We start from the raw sequence: 17,651 nt of genomic DNA on the forward strand, positions 1-17,651 counted from the left end.
GCACCTTGGCGTTGAACTCCCAGAAGCCAGCCTGTCCGCTGGTGGACGGGTCCCGGCTCGCACTGGTCTGCGCGCTGAGTGCGCGCTGGTAGCGGTTCTGTTCGGCGGTCTCGTTCCTCATTGCCCCTCCCTCAGTTCTGGCTCTAGAGAAGGAACATTATCAAGAGCCAGAACTCGCCGGACGGGCCGCCGCTGCGACCACATGAACCGGTCCCAAAGTTTTCTGCGCATCACGCGCGATGTTTTTCCATCCCCCGCTACGTCGTGCCGAAGGACACGCGATACGACAGGGGGTGGGGCTCATGACACCACAGCGAATGATCGAACAGCTCAAGAGGCTGATTCCATGCGAATCGGCATGATTCCGGACGAGGACCCGAGGGCCCGGGCGGAGCGGCAGCGCGCCGAGGACGCCGCGCTCGTCGAGCGGTTGCGCCGGGCCGAGTTCCGCAGCTCGGAGATGCAGCTGACACAAGAGCAGCTGTGGGCATACGCCACAGTCACGTTGAACTCCTGGTGCTCTAACCGAAAGATCGTGGAGCGCGTCCGGGCATCGGCACCTGCCCACGCGGAGTTCGACATCGACTCCCGTCACGGGGACGTCCTGCGCACCGACCCGCAGGAGCGCATCGACCTCGTGCTCACCGCGGTCAGCGGCGCCTGGCCTGCCTTCGTCAAGCACGCGCTGCGCGAAGGCGGATGGAATCCGCAGTGGGAGCCGGAGAGCCCTGAGCCCACCGGAGGCCGGCGCCCCTCGGCCGCCAGCCTGCGCACCTACTTCACCCGCGGGGTCCTGCAGTCCTTCCCGCGTCACTACCGGAAGTGGTGCCGTCAGCACGACCGCCGGCTCGCGGAACTGGGCGTGATGGACGACTGGACCGTGGACCTGTCGCCCTGGTGGACCGGCAACTCCCCATTCGAGGACGAGTCCGTGCTCGTGAACGCCTGGCTGAACGACTTTTTGGCGTCCCTGCCGGAGCACAAGCGCCACATGCTCCGCATGGTCTACGAGGGGTACAGCTACGCCGAGATCGGCGAGACGCTCGGCATCACCGCCAAGATGGTCACCGACCGGATCTATCGGATCCACCGGCACCTGCGGGAACGCAGGCAACTCCTCCGCAAGGAGTACCGCGACCTCACGGGCCATCACCCGGAGCCCGGCGCGGACGATCGTATGGCCGCAGCCCTTCAGCGGCGCGCCCAGCAGGCACGGCAAGCGGGTGTGCGGCGATGACCAAGACCACTGTGCTGGCAGCACTGTACGACTTCGTCCTTCACGACGTGGTCGGCAATGTCATCGCCGGGCTGGTGCTGCTGGCCGGCACCACCGGATGGCAGCGCATCCGCACCCGGCAGCAAGCGTGCCGGACACCTCCCAGCGCGATCGAATCGGACGAGCCACCCAGCTGACCCTTCGCCGGATCCAGAGAGTCACCGCCGATCGCGTCGGATAACCCTCCGCAGGTATCCGACGCGATCACCTCCGTCCGCGGATCGCGGACGGGCGCGGTGAAGATGGCCGGAAATGGCTGCACGAAGACGGTTGGCGCACATGTATAAGGGAGACAGGTTCAGTGATGCATAAATCGTGCAGCACCCGAAGGGAAACGAGGAATCAGTCTTGAGTCACGTCGTTCCGCTCGCCAACGGCCTGCGCACCGATCACCCGGTGCCGGGCCTGCCCTTCGTCGACGACTCCCACCTCCCGCTCGACGAGGGCCCCGACGCCATCGAGGCCGTGGGCCGCAACAGGGGCCCGGGCATGTGGGGCCGCTTCGACAAGAACCGCGCCGACGGCGGCTGGCGCGCGTTCACCACCGACCCGCTCGACCACACGCTCGGCTGGGCGGTACGCCACCACCCCGAGCACGGCCGGACCGTGCTGCTGCTGCGCGACGGCGACACCTCCGCCCTGCACATGGACTGGGACGGCGAGCAGCTGCTGTTCCGCGCCGGCGGCTACTGGTGGAACGGCGAGACGTGGTACCGGCCCGGGCAGGTCTGGAACCCGGTCGAGGAGGACTACGAGCGGCGCAAGGCCCGCATGGCCGTCACCGTCACCGCCGCCGACATGCTCGACGGCCGCGCCGACCCGGCCAAGGCCTACGTCGGCAAGGTAGCCACCTTCGACCCGGACGCCGCGCGGCCGGACAACTGGCCCGACCACCTGGCGCTGTGGGCCGCCCGCCACCAGGAGCAGGACGGCGCCCTGCCGCTGGATCGGTGCGTCGTCGACGTCTCCAGCCCCGAACTGACCGGCGCGCAGCTGATCGGCGCCCCGGAGCTGGCGGAACTCGGCGGCATCACCGCCTCGACGCTGCGCGCCTACATCTCGCGCGGCAACTCCGAGGTGCCGCTGCCGCAGGCCGTCGTCGGCGGCCGCGACCAGTGGGCCCGGGCCGTGGCGGAAGACTGGGTGGAGTCCCGCCAGCGCTCCTATCAGGGAGTCAAGTCCGCCATGTCCGCCGGCGACCCCGACAGCCTCTCCCCCGGCGCGGTCGAGGTCCGCGACCGGTTCGCCGTCGACTTCCACCACACGCTGTTCGACCGGCCCGACGTGCGCAAGCGGTGGGTGCTGCGCCAGCGCAACAAGGAGTCCGTCGCTGAGGTCGCGGACGCGCTGGCCTGGTCGGTGGCGGCCAGTCTCGACGAGATCGTCCCCACCGACCATCTGGGACGGACCGTGCGGGCCGCGGTGCTGCACGACTTCGCCGAGTCCCTCGACATGGTCGGCGATGACGCGGACGAGGAGGGTGACGGGCCGGCGCATTGGTGGCACCTCAACCTGACGCCGTCGGTGGCCAAGACGCTGGACTGGTACATCCGGTGCTTCCCCGCCGAGGCGTACGCCACCATCGGGGAGATCCAGTGGCAGGCACACAAGACGTGGAAGGCGCCGGCGGCGGACACCCTGAGCGCGCTGCGGTCGGCGCTCTCGCTCGACGGCGAGCTGACCGAGCAGCAGCGTGAGACGTACTTCGCGCTGCTCGAACCGCACGAGGACACCAACTGACCGTCCTCACCCGCCCTGACGGGGGCCGGAGCCAATGCCAGTGGCTCCGGCCCCCCGTCGCGTGCAACGAACCGATGCCGGGTGGCAACGGGCGTGAGCCGCGCGTTATCCACCTGGCCGGTCAGCGGCGCTGCGCACACCGGTGAGCACGGGCAGCGTGTCGTCGCGACCGGCGACGGTGGCCATCTGGGAGCGGGATCGGAGGCAGAGATGCGGCGCCGCGCGAGCCGAGTCAGCGCTGTCGAGGTCGGCGCAGGTAAACGCGTGTCTAGGAGCCCAGGTTATAGACCGAGGCGCTATTTCCCGTACGATCAATCTGCGCGGATGACACATAAAACTTGTTGCAGAGGGCCCCTTCTCCGGGCTGCATCCCAGGTCAAGGGCCCTCTGTCCGCGTCACAGCCAGCGAGCCCGGTCGTGTGAGATTCGGCCGGGCTTGCTGCTGTCCCCGACGCTACGACCAACACTCACCGCTCCTTGATCAGGAGAAGTGCTGCACCACGAGGTTGGCGAGTCCCGCGAGTACGGGTGACCAGTCGACCAGGAGTTGCACTACGAGCTTGCGTCGTTCGCGACGCCGCTCGGCGGCCTCCTGCTCCTCCTGATCGCCTCCGCTATCGACAGGTGTCTTGCCATCCACATGTTCCTCCGTGGCGCCGAAGTAGCCCGGCAGGGCTGCCGGGCCTTCACCGGCTGGTGAAGTACGTGGCAGACGCCGCGAAGGAACGCCCTCCAGCATAGAGGTGAGGGGTAACAGCTCAGACCCGGGTGACCACAACTTATGTGCTTGTTAAAGCTACTGATCGCTAGTCAAACCCGGTGTCTACCTGCGGGAATGAAAATTTCTAGGCGTCTCGAAAACAGATGAACAAGGTCGTGTTCCTGGCCATGGTTGATCCCGGCGGGATCAACCATGGCCAGGAGCCTGCGCATAGATCGACGCCGGGCGGGTGCAGTGGGGTCGGTGCGCGGGGCCACACCGTGCGGGAGCTGGCGGAAAACCCGTTGGTGCGCCTGTTCGTGAAGGAGGTCGTACGGGGGATCGCCCGGCGTGTGCGACGCGGCCGCGAGTCGGCGGCCGCGCACAGTGAGGCGGGGCCGGTCTTCGCGGCCCTGGACGCCGACGGAACGGAGATAGCGGTGACGACGGTCGCGGACGGCAGGACGGGCGAGCAGCTCGCCGAGGAGCTGCTGCAGGGCGTGGGCAACGAGGGGATGCGGGCGGCGACCCGGTTGCTCGGCGCGTACCGGGACGGGTACTGGCTGCGGCGCCTGCTGGAGAACGAGGCGGAGTGGTCGGCGGCCGCCGACAAGCCGGTCATCGACCGCAGCGGCACGCACCCCTCGGTGGATTGGGACTCGATCGGGCTGCTGATGCTCGACCGGCCCTGGGTCTTGAGGTCGTCGCACAGTGAGATGGCCATGCTGGAGGTCGCCGCCTCGCTGGTGAGGCGCTGCGCGGTGCAGCTCGGCTCGGTCGTCCAAGCCGTCGACGACGACGAGTTCCGGCTGATCCTGCGGGCTCTGCGGGAGGCCGCGTACGGCGACGTGCGCTGAGACGCGGCGTGCCCCGCGGTGGGCCGTGGCACCCCTCCACGGACCACCGCGGAGAAGGGACACCGGGTCCGTTCTCCGCCACCACGGTCTAGTGGAGGGCGCGGCGGCGGATCACAACCGGTCGAGGCCGAGCATCCGGCTCACCGCCTGTTCGACGGTGATGCCGCTTCGCGGCCGACGAGGCGGGGCTACAGATGGCACAGGCGGCAGTTCGACCGTGATGACTTCGACACGCTGTCCCGGGGCGGCCTGGGCGGCGATGCGGTTGCGCTCCTTCTCGGAGGCGGCGAAGAGAACGAGCGGGACGAGGCGGTTGCGCAGTGCCGGAATCCGGCTGGCTACGGGGCAGATGACCGCGTACGGCTTGCCGTTCACATACACGGGCACGCCCATCGCGTACTCGGGGGTGCCGCTCTCGGCGACCTTGGGGTAGGAGCCGGCCTCGTGGAAGACGAACTCCACCACCGGCTTCACCAGCGCCTTCTGCCACTGGAGCAGGGCCTCGATCGCGGCGAGATGCTCCTGTTCGGCCGCCTGCTTCGCCTCCCGCTGACGCTGCTGGACTGCGAGCATGCGCTCGATGATCTGGTCCCGCCGGGCTTGCGCCTGGACCTGCTCCTGTTCCAGCTTGAAGTACGCGCGGGTGACCCACCTCCACCGGCAACAAGGCCCCGGAGTCCGTCGCCGAGCACAGCTTCCGGGTCGGGGTGATCGGCTCGGTGCTCGCCATGATAGAAGGCGTCAACGCCTCGCGGGTGGCGCTGATGTGCCTCTTCCACGACTCCCAGGAGACCCGGGTCGGGGACATCCCGCACATCGGCCGCAAGTACCTGCGGGCGGCGCCGAACGGCGAGGTGACCGCCGACCAGGTCGCCAACGCCCACCCGGCGGTCCGCGAGGGTGTGCAGGGCGCGGTCGACGAGTACGAGGCCGGCGAGACCCCGGAGGCGGTCGTCGCCCGCGACGCGGACAAGCTGGAGTGCCTGGTGCAGGCCGTCGAGTACCGGGAGCAGGGCTACAGCCTCACCCAGAACTGGATCGACACCAGCCTGGCGGCGCTGAAGACCCCGTCGGCGAAGGCGCTGGCCGACGCCGCGCTGTCGATGCCGTCGCTGGAGTGGCAGAAGAACTTCCTGCCGTCCTGACCCTCCGCGCACGTAGGCCCCCGGCGGACCACTCCTCCCAGAGCGCCGCCGGGGGCCTTCTCCATGCCTGCTCACGCCCCGTTGGAGCCGTTGGACCTAACAGGACTACCGGCCGGGCAGGGAGGGCCCTCCAAGGCCCTGAGAAGGTGGCTGACGGTGATAGCCAGCCGACTCCTGAGCCCGGGCCCGGGACTGTTCGGCGGCCGCGCGCTTCTGCGCGACGATGTGCGACCGGCGGGCCTTGGTCTCGATGTCGTGCAGCTCGGGGTACTTCGTGGCGATGGTCTTGCGCAGGGCCTGCTCGGCCTGGCCGGCCGCCACGGTCTTCCGGCTCTTGGCGGCCGCGTCGGTGTACTGGGTGACCTCGCCCTGCAGCCGGGTCAGTGTCTGGGCATCGCGCCGGTCGAGGCTGATCTCGATGTCCGGGAGCTGCTCACGCATCTTCGTCAGCCGTTCGGTGACGGTGGCGACGTCGTCCGGCGCGGGCTTCTGCGCGTCGACGTCGCGGAACTGCCCGGCGAACTTGCTGGTGCGGATCATCTCCCACGCCGCCACCCGGGCCGCGTTGGCCGCGCTGCGCGCCTCGCTCGCCTCCGTGTGCCAGGCCGCCCGCTCGGCGGTGACATCGGCAATGTCCGCTGCGATCTGCTTCTTGGTGACACCGGCCCGCAGCCGCTCCAGGGGCCCCAAATTCTTCTTCGGCTCCAGGTAGTCGCGCAGGTACCGGTCCCGTTCCTCCGCTTCCTTGCGCGCGTTGGCCGCCCGGGCGAGTTGCTGGGCTGCCTCCTGGGCCTTCGCCTCCGCCTGGTCCAGCAGGGTCGCCGCCGCAGCGACGAACGCCTGCCCGCGGGTCTGCCCGGCCTCCCTCTCCTGGGCAAGGCGTTCCTCGAGGACGCGCGCCTTCTCCGCCGTCTGCGCGGCACCGCGCTCGGCGATCCCGGCCCGCTCGTAGGCCAGCTTGATAACCCGGGCCAGTTCGGCATCCGACCGCTTGCCGTACGGCCGGGTCTTCCAGGACTGCACGGACGCCATCTCCCGCCGCCGCTGGATCTCCGCCAGACGCTTCTCGTTGGCGGCCCGCTCCCGGGCGTCGTCCTCGGTGGCGGGCTGTACCTGCACGGCGACGTCGTCGGCGGCCGCGGTGTCCGCCTGGGCCTCGGCGGCGACCCGCTGTGCCTCCTCCTGTGCCTGGCGTGCGCGACCGGGGGAGACGGCTGTCGCCGCATGGGCCCGTCGTAGGGCGGCCTCACTCTCCCCGCGGGCCCGCTCGTGCTCGCGCACGCTCGCCTGCTCCGGCAGGCGTACGGCCGGGGTCGGCGGTTCGCGCAGCAGGTCCGAGACCATGGAGTCGCCTCGGTCCTGTCCCAGGAAGCGTGCGAACGCGGTGACGGCGCGCTGCAGCCGCTCGGTCTCGGTGCGGGCCGCGCCGAGGCGGGCCTGCGTCTCGTCGTCCTCGACGACCTGCAGGGGCAGCCACAGGTGGTTCTCGGCGCGGCCGCGGGTGATGCCCGGGTAGACGGCGAAGGCGTTCGCGCCGTGCCCGTACAGCAGGCTCACCTCGCTGGTGAGGCCCTGGCTCGCGGCGACGGTCATCGCGTAGCCGAGGGAGAGGGCGCCGGAGCTGATGGCCTGTGGGTCGAACCAGGCCGACACCGTGTCGTTCGTCTTCTTGTCGCGCCAGGTGATCTCGACGCGGTGGTCTTCGTCGATCGCCGTGACCACGGCGCGGTAGCCGTTGAGGACGTCGGGGCCCTCGCCGCGGCGGCTGCGGTAATCGTTCTGGCGCACGCGCACCAGGTCGCCCACCGCGAAGTTGATGTCCGCGCCGCCGGACAGGGCGTAGCGGTGTTCCGCGCCGAGTTCGCCGCGCTGCCGACGGATCTGCTGTGCGCCCAGGTTCAGCAGGTCCACGTCCGTGTTCTTGGCGGCCAGTACGGTCAGCGAGTCGATCAGGTCGTGCGGGTCGGTCCAGCGGCCGCGTACCTCATCCCAGGTGGTGAGGATCTGCCCGTGCGCCTCGATGGCGCTCTCGGTGGCGTGGACGCGGCCGGTGTCGGCCAGGATGCGCAGGGCCTGCTCGTGGTCGCCGGTGCGCCACACCTCCAGGGCGGCGCGCTCGGCGTCGTTGCGCTGGCGCCGGTTCTCGATGAGCGTGAGGCCGCCGACGAGTCGGTGGACCTCCTTGAACCAGCCGCCCGGGCCGATCGCCTGGAGCTGCTTGGGGTCGCCGATCGCCACCAGTTTGGTGCCGGTGCGCTGCGCCTCCTTCATCAGGGCGGCGGCCTGCCGGTCGTTGGACATGGTGGCCTCGTCGACGACCAGGACGTCGATGCCGGTGAGTCCGTTACCGTCGCGGATCTGCGTCAGCCAGGAGGCGATCGAGCGGGCCGGGATGCCGGAGGCGTCGTCCAGGCTCTTGGCCGCGACCGCGCTCACGGTGGCGCCGGCGTAGGTGTGGCCGGTGGCGTCCCACGCGATCCGGCACGCCTCCATGAGCGTGCTCTTGCCGGTGCCGGCCGCGCCGATGTGCGCGTCGATGCCGTGCCCGGCGGTCAGCGTCCGCTCGATCGCCGCGCGCTGTTCGCCGGACAGGGCGAAGCCGTTGGCGACCTCGAAGACGGACATGGCGGCCGCGGCCTGCTCGGTGGTCAGCTGCACCGCGCCCTCGTCGAACCGGACCAGGGCCTGGCTGGTGACGAGCTCCTCGGCGTCGAGGATGTCGCGGGTGGTGTAGCGGTCCATCGACGACATGACGGTGGAACCGACGTGCGGGAGGCGCACCGCGTATCCCTCGACGGCGAGGACCTGGTCCGCGAGTTCGTCCAGCAGGCCCGGCTCGGCGCCGATGCCGAACTCCATCGCCGTCGCCACGGCGGCGAGCAGCTGCGCGCGGGAGAACGACTTCTCCGACGCCGTCAGCCCGGTCTCGGGGTCGAAGACGATCCGCGCGAGGTCGTCCGGGCCGGGCCGCTGCGGACCGCCGCCGGGACCGTCGATGCCCGCACCGCCGCCGTCGGGCGGCCCGGGCGCGGCGGCCGCCACCATCGCGTCGACGTCGCCGACGACCGCCTCGGCGCGGGTGCGCCAGCTGGAGCGCATCCCGGACGCGTCGGCGTCGACTTTCGCGCGGCGGGTCTCGTCGGCGATGCGCTGCCGGTCCTCTCGCGAGGCATCCGCGCCCACGCGCTCGTCGAGCGCGATGTGCCGGCGGGAGAACGCGTCGCGCAGCTCCTCGGGGACATGGCGGATCTCCCACGCGCGGGTCTCCGGGTTGTACTCGCGGCGGATACCGAACGTCGCGTACGTCAGCTCCCGCACCCGGGCCTTGAAGTACGCGTCGAGGGCCTTGGCGTGTCGGTGGAAGTCCTGTCCGCTGTTGGCGATGGCTCGCCACTCGCCGTCCTCGCACAGCGCCATGTTGGCGATCGTGACGTGGACGTGCAGGTGCGGGTCTCCCGGTTCGCCCGGTGTCACCGGACGGGCGGCGAGGTGCTCCACCGACCAGCCGAGCAGACCGCCGGTCGCGATGCGCACCTTCTCTCCGTCCTCGCCGGTGACGGCGTAGCCGATCCACTCCTCGGCCTGGCGGACCGTGTCGTTCTTCGCCTGCTGCACCAGCTCCCGGAACTCACGCTCGCCGAGGTCGCCCATGAGCCCGGACAACGCGCTGTCGGACTTCGGCAGGTCGAGCACGAGGTCCCAGCCGCGCACGCGGGTGTCGATCCGTTTGTCCTTGCTCGCCCACGCCCGTTCGACCGTCTCGGTGCCGTAGACGTCGGCGAGGTCGAGGCCGACCGCGCGGGCGAGCTTGTGCAGGGTGCCGACCTGGAGCCGCTGCCCCTCGCCGAACCGGTGCACCATCCGCTGCTGGGTGGCGAGCTCACGCTGCTGCTTCGGCTTGCCCGCCAGCAGGTCGGCCGGCTCGACGCCCTTCTCGGCGGCCAGCGCTTCGATCGCCTCGGTCAGCCGGGCCACGGTCAGCTGGGCGTCGGGATGGACGCGCACCGAGGCGGTGGAGGCGAGCAGCCGGGCGCCGGTGGCGGGGTGGCAGCCGTTCATGATCCGGCGCGCGGCGTCTTTGGCTTCGTCGTCCAGGCGGTCGCCGGCCGCGTACCCGAAGGCGCTCATCCCGCTGCCGACCCACACCAGGTGGCCATCGCCCTCCGGTCGCAGTCGGTAATCGACGGCGGCGTCGACCGAGTCGTCCAGGACGATGGTCTCCGCCGCGTCGGCCTCGACGACGCCGCATCCGGCCTGCTCCCGCAGCCGGTAGTCGACCTGCGCATCCGCCCGGATCTTCGTCAGCCAGGCCATCCGGACACCCTCCCCGCTTGTGCGTTTGTGCACTGTTCGGCCCGGCCTCGCCGGACCTCCCCGTCAAGGGGAGGTCCCTTTGTGCCTAGGTCATTTTCGATCTTGTTCCTGTGGAGTGATCTGATCGCTCGCCCACAGGGGTCTTTGACACTAGTTGTCGGACGACGTCAGAACGTCAGTGGGTCGCGAGGTGAGGTGTGTCAGTAGGCGGTGACGGCTCGGAGAGCATCCGCAGGCTGTACGCGCGGCGCGGTCGGGCAGGACGTCGACGAGGTCACCGCGGGTGACCATGTCGGCGGCGGCGAGGTCTTCGAGGGCCTGGCGCTGGGCGGCGTCGCCGGTGTCGATGCCGCCGTCGATCCAGACGCGCAGGAGGACGTCCGCCTCGACGGGCTGGATCGGGCCGCGGATGTCGGGGCGGGGGTTCTTCCGTCCGGTGACGGCGTCGGCCTGGTCGGGCCGCAGGACATCGAGGCGCGGGGCGGCGGTGTAGCCGTCCGGTGGGACGTGGCGGAGGGCGAGCGCGCCGCCGGCGTCGGGGTGGGTGCGGGCGTGGTCGAGCGCGGCGGCCAGGCGGAAGCTGTTCCAGGTGAGCGCGAGGGCGATGCCGTCGGCGGTGAGGGGACCGTCGGCGTGCGCGAGCGCGGTGATCAGGGTGAGGGCGTCGCGGGCTGCGCCGGGCGGGCGTCGGTCGAGGACTCCGCGCTGACGGGGCCGCTCGAAGAGGTCGTCCGCCCCCGCCATGAGGTCGGCGGGGTTCATGTCGAGGCGGCGGACGAGTTCGAGCAGAACGCGGACGGGCAGGTCGGGGAGTTCTGCGAGGTCGATCTGGTGCTCGGTCGGGGTCCTTGGCGGCCGGGGCGGGGGCCGAAGGCGGCGTCGTTGCTCATCGGCCTGGACACTGCGGCCGCCAACGGCAACCACGGCGGCCGCCCGCCCGCCGTCGACGGCGACATGCTCGCCGTCGCCCTGCGGCGCCGCGACGCCAACGAGCCGGTCACCTCCATCGCCCGGCACCTCGGCGTCGGCCGCTCCACCCTCTACCCGGACCCTGGCCGCGTATGACGAAGCCGCAGCCACTCTGACCGACAGGAGCTCGCCGCCGGACAGGCAGCCCGCCAGATCCGCAGCTGTGTCAGACCCCGCCCCTACCCTCCGGCCATGACGGGTATCGAGATCATCCCCCAGCCGCCCATGCCTAACGGGAGCACCAAGACCTGCGAGGCCTTTCCACCAGGAACCTCCCTGTACCCGCCGTGTGAGCGGCCGATGCGGTCCAACAGGTTGTGCGACGCTCACAACCAGCAGAGCGCGGCTGGCAAAGAGCTGCGCCCGATCCGGCAGCGGCGGCGGACGATGCCGGAGTTCTGCTCCGGGCCCGGCGCTGAGGAGTCCGCTCCATGCGGCTTGCCCACCATCGGCAAGGGGTTGTGCAACGCTCACTATCAGCAGGACCAGCGGGGTGGCGTCCTGGTGCCCTTGTTCACGCTGCGGATCAGCCAGGATGAGGCAAGCTCGCTGCTGGAAGCTGGGTTGAAGCGGTGTCCCGCCTGCAAGGACGTCAAACCCCTCGCAGAGTTCGGCCGGTCGTCGGCTCAACTCAGCGGCCGGTCGACGTACTGCGCGGCCTGCCAACCGGACTACGTACTAATGAAGCGGTTCAAATTCTCGTCGATGGAGGCAGTCCGGCAGTTCAGGGAGTCCCGCGACCACCGATGCGACATCTGTAAGCGGCAGTGGCAAGAAGGGGAAAGCGCCTTCCACATCGACCACGACGGCGCCTGCTGCCCGTCCCGCGGTCCCTCATGCGGCAGGTGCGTGCGCGGCTACCTGTGCCACCTGTGCAACACGCAGGGGCTGTCCTGGTACGAACTTGTCGGCCGCAGCATCACCACCGTCCCGGTCTTCGAGGAGTACCTCCGGCGCTACGAGCACCGCCGGAAAACCCTGCTTCCGGATGCGTAGCTCGCCAGGGACGGATTCGGAGAACCACCTTCCTCTGCCGAGCCGATGAGGCGCACCGACAGCCGCTCGCTGACATTCTCGATGTCGCCAACCACTGACGCTTTCATGTCGCCCGACAGATCGGCGGTTGCCGAAAAGCGGGGTTGGCTGCGGCTGACCTGGTCGGCTGCCTTATGTCGGCGAGGGCCCGGCACGGGGCTGCAGGTGGGGTGAGCAGGAGGTTCCAGGTCACCCGGATCGCGGGTCAGGCCGGTTGCGGACAGTAGGCAACGGTGGAGTCGGTCAGCGGATGTCGTCCAGGTCGGCAGAGGCCAGGGAGATCGCCAGGGCGTAGTGCCTGGCGGCGAGGAGACAACACTCCGCCGCCGCGCTCGGGTCGGTCTGGCCCCGCATGTCGTGCAGGGCCAGTACCCCTGCCAGCACGGCGACGTCGGTGGCTTCGTCCAGGATCTCGTGCGCGGTGTACTCGCCGCCGGCGACGGCCCGCTCGACCAGAGCGACGGCCTCCTCCCGATCGGCCGCCCAGTGCGTGAGGACGGCCTCGCCGAGCTCGGCCAGGTCCAGGGCGGCTGACTGCGGCACTGTGGGTGGAGGGACGGTGCCGGGCGTGGAGCGCTGGTCTTGTTCGGTCCCATGCAGCGCCTGCTCGGCCGAAGCCAGGGCGCACCGGGCGGCGAAGGTGCGGCGGGCGGTGGCCTGCTCGTGCAGGACGGCCGACGGCCAGCGTGCGGCGTCCTGTTGCACCGCCTGGTCCAGTAGGAGGGGCGCGGACAGGCTGAGCTGGAGGCTCTTCTCGAGAGAGACCGGTACGCCGGACTGCTCGGGCGGCGCGGCGGCGATCGGTCCGTACACGTCGCCGGCGGCGTCGGCGCAGCCGCCGATCAGGGTCGTCAGGGTGGAGATGAGCCGTGCGTGGCGTCGGCGGCGGGCGGGGAGTGCGAGGTGGTCCGGTGCGGCAGTCATCCCGGGGCACTATGCCGTGTTCAGAGCCCGCTGGAGGGCTTTCGGGAATCTTTGCGGCACCGGCAGGCCTGCGCCGTCATACTCCCGCCGGTAACGCACGGAGCCCCCGGCCGCAGGGTTCACGGCCGGGGGCTCCGGGTGTCAGTGGAGGCGGGGCATGACGATCTCGTCGAGGATCGTCGGGGGCTTGCCGGTGTAGGTGTAGCGGGCGAGGCCGTGGCCGCGCGGAAGGGGGATGGTCCAGGTGCCGGCGGCCTCGTTGTCGACGCGCGCGCCGGGGGGCTGGATGCCCATCTCGTGGGCCTCGCTGAGCGCGACGGTGACGGCGAAGAACGCGCTGAAGGCGTCGGCGTCGGTGAGTGCGGCGTGCTCCAGGACGGCCATGGCGCGCTCGGAGGGTAAGACGGGCCAGCCGTCGTCCTCGCTCACGCCGCTCCGGCGGCGACGCGGGCCCGGTCGATGGCGTCCCAGTCGATGTGCTGGGCACCGCGGCGCTCGCGCATGGCGTCGATCTCGTTCCAGTCGACGGCGCCGCCGGCGGCGATGCGCCGCAGGAACACGGTCGTCATGGAGACGGTGCCGGGCGGGGTGGCCGCGTCGTTCGGGGCGGCGGCTTCGAGGACGGCGGTGGCCCACCACTTCGACAGGCACGCCTCCAGGTCGGCTGCCTCGGTGGTGCGCGCCTCCGCGTTGAACGCAGCGCGCAGGGCGGACGGCAGGGCGTCGGCGATGCCGTCGATGGTGCGGGGGATCGGGGCCACCCGATCGCGGGTCTGTGGGCTCATCGGTTTCCTTCCGACGGTGTCGAGTGTGCCGCCCCGCGCCCGGCTGGGTCGAGCGGCGGGCACGGGGCGAGGGAGCCAGGGTGGACCGGCGGCCCCGGCAGGGGGCGGTCCGACGGCGTCGGTGGTGCTCATGGTTTCCTCTCATGGAGCCCGGGGCCGGGTACGGCGGCCCCGGGCTCATGCTGTCGTGCGGGTGCGACGCTCGGACGGGTTCCGGCCGAACTGGGCACGCACTGGGGGTGTTGGGGCTAACGGGTCTGACCGGGCTCGATCTGCGGGTGGCCGGTGATGGGGCCGGGGCCGTACTCGCGGGCCACGGCGGCGGTGGCCCGGCAGGCACGCAAGACGTCTTCGAGAGTGCGGGTGGCGTGGTGGTTCCACGCCTCGTAGTCGACGAACGGGGCGCCGGTCGCCTCGGCGAGAACGGCGCCCAAGAGGCGCTCGGCGACGTGACGGGTGTCGTCGTCGCCCAAGCCGTCGTCGCCGGTGTGCAGGAGGGCGTAGTAGAGGTTGCGGCGGCTGCTGGAGGTGTGGGGCTGGGGGTCCCAGTTCTCGCGTGCCATGAGGGCGGCGGCGGCCTGGAGGTGAGCGGCGACGGCCTCGCCGGTGACCTTCGTTCCGCTGGGCCCGTACCAGGTCTCGGGACGGGCGAGGCGGCGGGCAGTCTCCTCGGAGAGGGTGGTGCCGGCGATGGCGAGGGCAGTCACGATGACCGTGTCCTTCCTTGTTAGGGGTGTTGGGTCTAACGGGTCTTGCGGAAGCTGGCCAGGACGCGGCGCAGGATCTCGCGCCAGGTGCGGGATCGGGTCTGCGGCTCGGCGGAGGCCGTGCCCGGCTGGGTCGGCGGCTTCGGGTCGGGGGCGGGCAGGTCCTGCTGGCGCGTCTGGAGCATCTCGTCGGGCCAGGTCTCGGCCGGGAACCCGGCGGCGGCGAGCGTGGCGGTGAGGAACGCCCATCCGGCCACCGGGTCACCGGTCTCGACACTGGCGTAGGTGACGCCGGGGTGCAGGCCGACGGCGACGTGCCACCGGCCGTGGACGAGATCGCGTTCGGCGGCCCACTCGCGGCGGCCCCAGCTGCGCAAGGTGCCTCCCGGGGCGCGGTAGCCGGTCTCGTTGCGCAGCCACTGCGCGGCGACCTGGTGGGCCCAGGAGCGGGCCGCGGCCGGGGAGGCGTGCCGGACCCAGGTGGAGGTCAAGCCGAACCACTCCTCCCACAGCACCGCGTACGCGGTGGTGCCGATGGCGTGGACGGTCAGGTGTTCTCCACGGAAGCGGATGTCGTCCAGGGCGGGCGCGGTCTCAAGGAGTGCGGCCAGCTCGGGTACCTGGCGAAGTTGCCCGTGGTCCAGGCCGCGGAGGTACCCGCGGCCGAACCAGTCGTCGTACGCCGTTCTCCCGGCGGTGTCAGGCCTGTCGTCGAGGGTGCTCACGTGCGGTTCCTCTGCCCGGTCAGGACGGTGCGAGCCCGCTCCAGGCGGAGGCCGGCGGAGTCCTGTACGTATGCGGCGGCCTCGTCGACGGCCTCGGCGGCGTCCTCGGCGCCCTGGTCGCCGAGGGTGAGGCCGAGGTCGGTCAGCATGTCGGAGACCATGCCGAGCACGCTGCCCTCACGGTGGCGGTCGTCGTAGAGGGCCTGGAGGACGTGGGCCTGGTCCTCGTGGTCGGCGGTGTCACCCAGGGCGGTGTGGCGCAGCGTCTGCAGGCCGAGGCGGATGGCGGCGACGGCGGCCGCGGTATCCGCGCTCACCGCTGGTGCGCCTTCAGGGTGGCGATCAGCGCGGCGAGAGTTTCCCAGGAGTGGTGCCAGCTCTGGTCAAGGCAGTACGCGCCGTTCATTCCGAAATCCGACAGCTTGTAGAAGCGCTCCTTGCCGGTCGCCTTGGCGAGGCGCTGCAGGAGGCCCTGGGGCACGCGGCGATCCGCGGCGTAGTGGGTCAGGCCACTGACGGCGAGGGCGGCGGCGACGGCGGCCGGGTGCAGGCGGATGCCGAGCACGCGGGTGCCGGCCGCCAGGACCAGGCCCTGGGTGGTGGTGTACTGGATCACGTGGTGGAGGCAGGCGCGACGGCCGCCGTCGGTGCCGGCGGTGGTGACGGTGCCGTCCTCGTGCGTGTACGTCACGGGCGCCTCGTTGGTGGCGCCCTTGCACTGGGCGTCGAAGTCCGACTGCCCCCAGTGGTCCGCGTGGTCGGCCGCGACGCGCAGCAGCGCGTACGCGGCGGCGAAGGCGGCGGAGCGGTGGTTCATGCTGGTGTCTCTCCTCGGTTGGTTTCTGTGACGGGGAGCGCGGGGGCGGCCGGCGCGTCCGGCCAAAGAGGCCCGGCCGTCCCCGCGGTCGGCAGTTCAGCCGACGTAGCGCTTGATCTGCTGGCGGATGTGCTCGCGGGAGAAGTCCAGGTGCGCGGCGACGGCGACCTGGGTGAGGTTCTTCGACGCGATTTCGGCGGCTACCGCGCTCCAGTAGGCGCGGCGCGCGGCTTCGATGGCCTTGTCCCGTGCGGCGGCGGCCTGGTCGAGCCGCTTCTTGGCCTCGATGGCCTGGGGGGTGTCGGGTCGGGTGGGGGTCATGGTGGTCAGCTCCGTCTCGGGTGTGAGGGACGATGTGGCTGCCCCCTGCTCCAAGTTGGAGTGGGCTGGGCGGCCCGGGGCGGGCGGGCGTGGTTGGTAGCCGGTAGGCCGCCCGCCCCGGGGGTCACAAGGTCTTCGCGGGCTTGGGCTTGCTGGGCTTGCAGTTGTGGGCGATGGCGATGTCCAGGACGCGGCTGACGCGGTCGGGGTAGTCGGTGACCTCGATCTTGAGGCCGCACTTGCCGCAGGAGTACGAGCCGTACTTCAGCTGGTTCGTCAGCCGGGTGATGATCCGGCTGATCAGGTCGGTGAGCATCGTTTCGGTTCCCTTTCGGTGACGTGGTCGGTCAGGCGTGGGTGAGGGCGGCGGCCAGGGCCAGGAGCAGGGCGAGCAGTGCGCCGGCGGTGATGTCGATGGCGAGCTTGAGCGCGCGGTATTTCGCGGCGGCGATCCGGGAGAGGGCGACGATGCGCTCGGCCGTGCGCTCGACGGTGATGTCGGCGTGGACCTCCTCGGGCGTGCAGGCCGCCCAGTGCAGGTAGGAGCCGCTCACGTTGCCGCCGAGGCGGGGGCGGACGGCCAGGAGGACGACGAGCATCGCGGCGACCAGGCCGAGCGCGCTGAGGCCGACGAGGACCGCAGCGAGGGTGGACAGGCCGTGACCGGGGACGACGGCGATCAGCACGGCCAGGGGGATGCCGAAGGCGGTGAGCAGGGCGGATGCCTTGCTGTCGGTCCGGCTGATCTCGGTGACCACGTCGGTGCAGGCCTGCTGGAGGTGGGCGCTGGAGGCGGTCGCGCGGCGGGCGAGCAGTTCGTTGAGACTGGCGGCCTGCGGCTGGTGCTCCATGGGTGCGTCTCCTTCATCTCGGTCGGCGCGGGCCCGGGCCCACACCCACAGAATGCCAACTCCAAGTTGGCTTGTCAATCTCAAGTTGGCCAACAAATACTTGGGAACTTCGTCTCGTTGCCCCTGTTGGACCTAACAGGGGTAACGCGCCCGGACGTGCAGAAGTCGGCCCGCTGGCGGGGGGCCAGCCGAGGGTGGGTTGCACGTGCGGGGGCGGGTGGTGGCCGTGTGGTCGGGTGGCTGGCTCACGGGTTGATCTTCGAGACGGTGGTGGTGACGCCGTCGATGCCCTCGTTGATCTGGGGCGCCACGGTGGTGCCCGCGAGGAAGAAGCCGAACAGGACGGCGACCAGGGCGGTGTGCCACTTGAGGTGGCCTCCGCGGATGAGGATGGCGAGCACGATCGCCAGGACCAGGACGACGGAGAGGGAAAGGTGCACGGCAGTCTCCTTGGCGTGGACGCGGGCCGCGCCCGCGCCGGAGAC

21 protein-coding genes and 1 pseudogene are annotated in these 17,651 nt (G+C 70.9%); 7 read left to right on the forward strand and 15 right to left on the reverse strand.

What is annotated here, in order from left to right; genetic code table 11:
* Positions 1-346 precede the first annotated feature (346 nt).
* The 3 genes from BLW85_RS37800 (at position 347) to BLW85_RS37810 (ending at position 3,016) form a co-directional block, all read left to right on the forward strand.
* Positions 347-1,237 (forward strand): RNA polymerase sigma factor, encoded by an 891-nt coding sequence (locus tag BLW85_RS37800; RefSeq protein WP_074996381.1) that lies wholly within the window; start codon positions 347-349, stop codon positions 1,235-1,237.
* A complete protein-coding gene (locus tag BLW85_RS37805) occupies positions 1,234-1,413 on the forward strand; it encodes a hypothetical protein (protein ID WP_074996382.1) in 180 nt (59 codons plus the stop codon). The genes BLW85_RS37800 and BLW85_RS37805 overlap by 4 nt, the downstream gene beginning before the upstream one ends.
* A 211-nt stretch (positions 1,414-1,624) precedes the next feature.
* The gene (locus BLW85_RS37810) at positions 1,625-3,016 is read left to right on the forward strand and encodes a hypothetical protein (protein ID WP_074996383.1); all 1,392 of its coding nucleotides are present in this window, start codon (positions 1,625-1,627) and stop codon (positions 3,014-3,016) included.
* Positions 3,017-3,497: 481 nt separating this feature from the next.
* On the opposite strand, the gene BLW85_RS39020 is transcribed toward BLW85_RS37810, so the two are convergent.
* Positions 3,498-3,755, reverse strand: a complete 258-nt coding sequence (locus BLW85_RS39020) for a hypothetical protein (RefSeq protein ID WP_143060509.1) — start codon at positions 3,753-3,755, stop codon at positions 3,498-3,500.
* Positions 3,756-3,880: 125 nt separating this feature from the next.
* Between BLW85_RS39020 and BLW85_RS37815 the strand changes: the two genes are divergently transcribed.
* Positions 3,881-4,573: a hypothetical protein gene (locus tag BLW85_RS37815; protein WP_143060510.1), complete on the forward strand. Its 693-nt coding sequence runs from the start codon at positions 3,881-3,883 to the stop codon at positions 4,571-4,573.
* A 111-nt stretch (positions 4,574-4,684) separates the two neighbouring features.
* On the opposite strand, the gene BLW85_RS37820 is transcribed toward BLW85_RS37815, so the two are convergent.
* Positions 4,685-5,146 carry a hypothetical protein gene (locus BLW85_RS37820; RefSeq protein WP_074996385.1) on the reverse strand — a complete coding sequence of 154 codons (462 nt, stop codon included), beginning with the start codon at positions 5,144-5,146 and terminating at the stop codon, positions 4,685-4,687.
* An 83-nt stretch (positions 5,147-5,229) separates the two neighbouring features.
* On the opposite strand from BLW85_RS37820, the pseudogene BLW85_RS37825 reads away from it, so the two are divergent.
* Positions 5,230-5,718 (forward strand): annotated as a pseudogene (locus tag BLW85_RS37825) (HD domain-containing protein); the annotation flags it as partial.
* Positions 5,719-5,823: 105 nt separating this feature from the next.
* Here the strand turns inward: BLW85_RS37825 and mobF are convergent.
* A complete protein-coding gene (mobF, locus tag BLW85_RS37830) occupies positions 5,824-10,032 on the reverse strand; it encodes a MobF family relaxase (RefSeq protein ID WP_074996386.1) in 4,209 nt (1,402 codons plus the stop codon).
* Positions 10,033-10,182: 150 nt separating this feature from the next.
* Positions 10,183-10,794: a hypothetical protein gene (locus BLW85_RS39025; protein ID WP_074996387.1), complete on the reverse strand. Its 612-nt coding sequence runs from the start codon at positions 10,792-10,794 to the stop codon at positions 10,183-10,185.
* Between the two features lie 120 nt (positions 10,795-10,914).
* Between BLW85_RS39025 and BLW85_RS39030 the strand changes: the two genes are divergently transcribed.
* On the forward strand, positions 10,915-11,097 hold the full coding sequence (locus BLW85_RS39030; RefSeq protein ID WP_074996388.1) for a helix-turn-helix domain-containing protein: 183 nt from the start codon (positions 10,915-10,917) through the stop codon (positions 11,095-11,097).
* Positions 11,098-11,193: 96 nt separating this feature from the next.
* Positions 11,194-11,997: an endonuclease domain-containing protein gene (locus BLW85_RS37845; RefSeq protein WP_079172694.1), complete on the forward strand. Its 804-nt coding sequence runs from the start codon at positions 11,194-11,196 to the stop codon at positions 11,995-11,997.
* Positions 11,998-12,279: 282 nt separating this feature from the next.
* Here BLW85_RS37845 and BLW85_RS39675 read toward each other — a convergent pair whose 3' ends face one another.
* From BLW85_RS39675 to BLW85_RS37905, 11 genes are all read right to left on the reverse strand, one after another.
* Positions 12,280-12,960: a hypothetical protein gene (locus BLW85_RS39675; RefSeq protein WP_074996390.1), complete on the reverse strand. Its 681-nt coding sequence runs from the start codon at positions 12,958-12,960 to the stop codon at positions 12,280-12,282.
* 141 nt (positions 12,961-13,101) lie between these two features.
* The gene (locus tag BLW85_RS37860) at positions 13,102-13,389 is read right to left on the reverse strand and encodes a hypothetical protein (RefSeq protein ID WP_074996391.1); all 288 of its coding nucleotides are present in this window, start codon (positions 13,387-13,389) and stop codon (positions 13,102-13,104) included.
* A complete protein-coding gene (locus BLW85_RS37865; RefSeq protein ID WP_143060511.1) occupies positions 13,386-13,745 on the reverse strand; it encodes a hypothetical protein in 360 nt (119 codons plus the stop codon). Before BLW85_RS37865 ends, BLW85_RS37860 begins: the two co-directional genes overlap by 4 nt.
* Before the next feature lie 248 nt (positions 13,746-13,993).
* Positions 13,994-14,452: a DUF6197 family protein gene (locus BLW85_RS37870; RefSeq protein WP_074996393.1), complete on the reverse strand. Its 459-nt coding sequence runs from the start codon at positions 14,450-14,452 to the stop codon at positions 13,994-13,996.
* Between the two features lie 35 nt (positions 14,453-14,487).
* The gene (locus tag BLW85_RS37875) at positions 14,488-15,177 is read right to left on the reverse strand and encodes a hypothetical protein (RefSeq protein ID WP_074996394.1); all 690 of its coding nucleotides are present in this window, start codon (positions 15,175-15,177) and stop codon (positions 14,488-14,490) included.
* On the reverse strand, positions 15,174-15,494 hold the full coding sequence (locus tag BLW85_RS37880; protein ID WP_074996395.1) for a hypothetical protein: 321 nt from the start codon (positions 15,492-15,494) through the stop codon (positions 15,174-15,176). The genes BLW85_RS37875 and BLW85_RS37880 overlap by 4 nt, the downstream gene beginning before the upstream one ends.
* Complete coding sequence (locus BLW85_RS37885; protein ID WP_074996396.1) at positions 15,491-15,994, reverse strand: hypothetical protein; 504 nt, start codon at positions 15,992-15,994, stop codon at positions 15,491-15,493. The genes BLW85_RS37880 and BLW85_RS37885 overlap by 4 nt, the downstream gene beginning before the upstream one ends.
* Positions 15,995-16,090: 96 nt before the next feature.
* Positions 16,091-16,315 carry a hypothetical protein gene (locus BLW85_RS37890; RefSeq protein ID WP_074996397.1) on the reverse strand — a complete coding sequence of 75 codons (225 nt, stop codon included), beginning with the start codon at positions 16,313-16,315 and terminating at the stop codon, positions 16,091-16,093.
* Positions 16,316-16,439: 124 nt separating this feature from the next.
* Entirely contained in the window at positions 16,440-16,631 is a 192-nt protein-coding gene (locus BLW85_RS37895) for a hypothetical protein (protein ID WP_074996398.1), read from the reverse strand.
* A gap of 31 nt (positions 16,632-16,662) precedes the next feature.
* Complete coding sequence (locus BLW85_RS37900) at positions 16,663-17,166, reverse strand: Pycsar system effector family protein (RefSeq protein ID WP_244175071.1); 504 nt, start codon at positions 17,164-17,166, stop codon at positions 16,663-16,665.
* Positions 17,167-17,411: 245 nt separating this feature from the next.
* On the reverse strand, positions 17,412-17,606 hold the full coding sequence (locus tag BLW85_RS37905; protein WP_074996399.1) for a hypothetical protein: 195 nt from the start codon (positions 17,604-17,606) through the stop codon (positions 17,412-17,414).
* Between the last annotated feature and the right edge of the window lie 45 nt (positions 17,607-17,651).

The organism is Streptomyces misionensis (assembly GCF_900104815.1).
In the GTDB taxonomy this organism is placed as follows: Bacteria; Actinomycetota; Actinomycetes; order Streptomycetales; family Streptomycetaceae; genus Streptomyces; species Streptomyces misionensis.

Bases quoted from the DNA above. Each gene is read 5' to 3' on its own strand.
- BLW85_RS37800 (WP_074996381.1), top strand. From the start codon at position 347: ATGCGAATCGGCATGATTCCGGACGAGGACCCGAGGGCCCGGGCGGAG.
- BLW85_RS37805 (WP_074996382.1), top strand. From the start codon at position 1,234: ATGACCAAGACCACTGTGCTGGCAGCACTGTACGACTTCGTCCTTCAC.
- BLW85_RS39020 (WP_143060509.1), bottom strand. From the start codon at position 3,755: ATGCTGGAGGGCGTTCCTTCGCGGCGTCTGCCACGTACTTCACCAGCC.
- BLW85_RS37815 (WP_143060510.1), top strand. From the start codon at position 3,881: ATGAACAAGGTCGTGTTCCTGGCCATGGTTGATCCCGGCGGGATCAAC.
- BLW85_RS37820 (WP_074996385.1), bottom strand. From the start codon at position 5,146: ATGCTCGCAGTCCAGCAGCGTCAGCGGGAGGCGAAGCAGGCGGCCGAA.
- mobF (WP_074996386.1), bottom strand. From the start codon at position 10,032: ATGGCCTGGCTGACGAAGATCCGGGCGGATGCGCAGGTCGACTACCGG.
- BLW85_RS39025 (WP_074996387.1), bottom strand. From the start codon at position 10,794: ATGAACCCCGCCGACCTCATGGCGGGGGCGGACGACCTCTTCGAGCGG.
- BLW85_RS37845 (WP_079172694.1), top strand. From the start codon at position 11,194: ATGACGGGTATCGAGATCATCCCCCAGCCGCCCATGCCTAACGGGAGC.
- BLW85_RS39675 (WP_074996390.1), bottom strand. From the start codon at position 12,960: ATGACTGCCGCACCGGACCACCTCGCACTCCCCGCCCGCCGCCGACGC.
- BLW85_RS37865 (WP_143060511.1), bottom strand. From the start codon at position 13,745: ATGAGCCCACAGACCCGCGATCGGGTGGCCCCGATCCCCCGCACCATC.
- BLW85_RS37885 (WP_074996396.1), bottom strand. From the start codon at position 15,994: ATGAACCACCGCTCCGCCGCCTTCGCCGCCGCGTACGCGCTGCTGCGC.
- BLW85_RS37890 (WP_074996397.1), bottom strand. From the start codon at position 16,315: ATGACCCCCACCCGACCCGACACCCCCCAGGCCATCGAGGCCAAGAAG.
- BLW85_RS37895 (WP_074996398.1), bottom strand. From the start codon at position 16,631: ATGCTCACCGACCTGATCAGCCGGATCATCACCCGGCTGACGAACCAG.
- BLW85_RS37900 (WP_244175071.1), bottom strand. From the start codon at position 17,166: ATGGAGCACCAGCCGCAGGCCGCCAGTCTCAACGAACTGCTCGCCCGC.